Annotated in this window: 2 protein-coding genes; both read right to left on the minus strand. The window is 70.9% G+C overall.

Going from position 1 to position 3,595, the window contains the following annotated elements:
* Nucleotides 1-1,757: condensation domain-containing protein (locus ACLZN2_RS50715; protein WP_416987042.1), on the minus strand; the 1,757-nt coding region annotated here is incomplete at its 3' end.
* A partial coding sequence (locus tag ACLZN2_RS50720) for a non-ribosomal peptide synthetase (protein WP_416987043.1) occupies nt 1,754-3,595 on the minus strand: 1,842 nt, incomplete at its 5' end. The genes ACLZN2_RS50720 and ACLZN2_RS50715, both read right to left, overlap by 4 nt.

Genomic DNA, 3,595 nt, shown 5'->3' on the forward strand with positions numbered 1-3,595 from the left:
AGCGGCCCACCCGACTCAGCCGCGATCGCCTCCCCCGCCTCCGCCAGCCAGCCCCCATCGATCACCAACGCCGCACCACTGTCCGCAACCATGAACGCCAACCGCTCAGCAGGAAGAGCCGGATCCAACGGCACATACGCCGCCCCCGCCCTCCACACACCCAGCAACGCCACCACCAGGTCCACACCAGGCTCCACGCACAGCCCCACCACCGACCCCACACCCACGCCCCGCCCCACCAACACATGAGCCAACCGATCCACCCGGCCGGCCAACTCCCCATACGTCACCCGCTCATCCCCACGCACCACCGCCACCGCATCAGCAATCCGTGCCGCCTGCGCCGCGAACAACTCCGGCACCGACACCCCCGGCACCGACCCCGTGTCGTTCCACTCGGTCAGAACCCGCCGACGCTCCTCCCCCGTCACCACGTCGACCTCGCCCAACCGCACAGCCGGATCCCCCGCCACCAACCCCAACAGCCGCACAAAACGCCCGGCGAACGCGTCCACCGACGCCGCGTCGAACACGTCAGCCGCTGCCGTGACCGCCCCCCGCAACCCCGCAGGACGACCGTTCCGGAACACCTCGCCCAATGTGATCTCAAGGTCGAACTTCGCCGACTCCTGCCGGCCAGCCAGCGCTCTGACACGCAGGCCAGGCAGCCGCAGACCGGCCGCGGCGTTGTTCTGCACCGTGAGCAGGACCTGGAACAACGGGTGCCGCGCCAAGGACCGGTCCGGGGCGAGGATCTCGACCAGGCGCTCAAAGGGCACGTCCTGGTGGTCCAGCGCCTGCAGACTCTCTTCGCGCACCCGGGCCAGCAGTTCGTCGAAGGAGGGGTTGCCGGTCAGGTCGGTCCGCAGGACAAGGGTGTTGACGAAGAACCCGACGAGCTCGTCCAGGGCCTGGTCGGTCCGCCCCGCCACCGCCGTGCCGATCGGGATGTCCTCACCCGCCCCCAGCCGGGACAGCAGCACCGCCAACGCCGCCTGGACCACCATGAACATGCTGGTGCCGCTGGTACGGCAGATCGCCGCCAACTTCTCGTGGACGTCGGCCGGGATGTCGAGCGTCGTCGTGTGGCCGCGGTGGGAGGGAACCGGCGGGCGCGGGCGGTCCGTGGGCAGCGTGAGCTCCTGCGGAGCCCCGGCCAGGGTCTGCCGCCAGTACGACACCTGGCGGGACAGCAGACTCTGTGGATCGTCCTCGTCACCGAGCAGCTCCCGCTGCCAGAGCGCGTAGTCGGCGTACTGCACGGGCAGCGGCTCCCAGCCCGGCTCACGTCCCTCGCACCGCGCCGCGTACGCCCGGGAGAGATCGCGGGCCAACGGCCCCATCGACCAGCCGTCCCCGGCGACATGGTGCATCACCAGTGCCAGGACATGGGTGTCCGGGCCGGTCTCGATCAGCAGGGCCCGCAACGGGATCTCGCTCTCCAGGTCGAACCCGTACCTGGTCTCGGCGGCCGCCAGATCCGCCGCCTCCGCCTCGGTGGCAGCCGCGGTGGTCCGCAGTACCCTCCCCACCTCACTCAGCGGCAGCACCCGCTGGTACGGCTCCCCGTCACGGGAGGGGAACACGGTCCGCAGCGCCTCGTGCCGAGCGATGACGTCCGTCAGCGCCGCACCCAGCGCCTCGGTGTCGATCCGCCCTGACAGACCCACTACCACCGGCAGGTTGTAGGTCGAGCTCGGCCCCTCCAGTTGCGCCAGGAACCACAACCGGCGCTGGGCGAACGACAGCGGAATCATTCGGCTTCCCTCTCTTTCCGCATGCGGCGCAATGCCGGCCGAGCAGGTTTCCGCTCACTTTCCAACCGCGCTGCCAGGGCTGCCGGACTGGGCGCCTCGTACAGCGTCCGGACCCCCAGCTCGACGCCGAGAGAGGCCCGGACCTGTGACACCAGACGAGTGGCCAGCAGGGAGTGTCCGCCCAGGTCGAAGAAGTCGTCGTCCGCCCCGACCCGCTCCAGGCCCAGCACCTCGGCGAACGCCTCGCACAGCAGACGCTCCTCAGGAGTGGCCGGCTCCCGCCCGGGAGTCGCGGCCGCACGACGCGGTGCGGGAAGGGCGGCGCGGTCGAGTTTGCCGTTGACGGTCAACGGAAGCTCGGGCAAGGACACGAACACCGCGGGGACCATGTAGCCGGGCAACCGCCCGGCGGCGTGGGCGCGCAGGGCCGCGAACGGCTCCTCGAACGGCTCCTCGTCCTCGCGGGCGGCGTCCCCGTCCCGGTACGCCTCCCTGTCTCCGTCCTCGGGGACGACTCCGTCCTCGGGGACGACTCCGTCCTCGGGGACGATGTACGCGACCAGGCGGTCGCCGCCGGGCAGGTCGTCGCGGGTGGTCACCACCGCCTGGGCGACACCGGGGTGCTCGGTCAGAACGGCCTCGATCTCGCCGGGCTCGATACGGAAGCCACGCACCTTCATCTGGTCGTCCGCGCGTCCCACGAAGACGACCTGACCGTCGGCGGTCCAGCGGACGAGGTCCCCCGTCCGGTACATCCGCTCCCCCGCACCACCGAACGGACACGCCACGAACCGCTCCGCGGTCAGCCCCGCACGACCGTGATACCCACGGGCCAGCCCCACACCCGCGATGAACAACTCCCCCACCGCACCCGGCGGTACCGGCTGCAGGAACCCGTCCAGCACGAACACCCGCATGTTCCAGATCGGCGCACCGATCGGGACAGCGCCCGACCCGCCCGTCCACGCCCCAGCCGTACACTCCACCGACGCCTCCGTCGGCCCGTAGAAGTTGTACAGCTCGGCACCGCACACCCGCGCGAACCGCTCCGCCGACACCCCCGACAACGCCTCGCCCGAACACACCACCCGCCGCAACGACCCCCAAGCGGCCGGATCGCCGCCCTCCACGAACGCGTCCAGCATCGACGGTACGAAATGAGCCGTCGTGACCTTCTCCGCGCGGATCACCTCCGACAGATACGCCGGATCCCCGTGCCCACCCGGCCGCGCCAGCACCAGGCGCGCACCCGCCGACAACGGCGAGAACAACTCCCACAGCGACACGTCGAAACTCACCGACGTCTTCTGCAACACCGCGTCGTCCGCGCCCAGTCCGAACCGGTCCTGCATCCACAGCAGCCGGTTCACGATCCCCGCGTGCGACACCACGACACCCTTCGGCACGCCCGTCGACCCCGACGTGTACATCACATACGCCGCACTCCCCGGGCCGCCCGAACGAGCCCCGGACCACCTCGCCGCCCCCTCGGCCCCGGACGAGTCGTCCAGACACACGACCGGAACTCCCGCCTCCCCCCGCAGCCCACCCAGCAGACCCCTCACCGTCACCACGCACACCGGAGCCGCGTCCGCCAGCATGAACCCCACCCGCTCCGCCGGATACAAGGGATCCACCGGCAGGTACGCACCCCCCGCCTTCAACACCGCCAGCAACGCCACGACCAGATCGACCGACCGCTCCAGCATCACCGCCACCACCGACTCCGGCCCCACACCACGCACCGCCAACACCCCGGCCAGCCGCGACGCACGCTCGTCCAACTCCGCGTACGTCACCCGCTCATCACCGCACACCACCGCCACCGCGTCCGGAGT

The sequence above is a fragment of the Streptomyces sp. T028 genome, assembly GCF_048159505.1.
GTDB lineage: Bacteria > Actinomycetota > Actinomycetes > Streptomycetales > Streptomycetaceae > Streptomyces.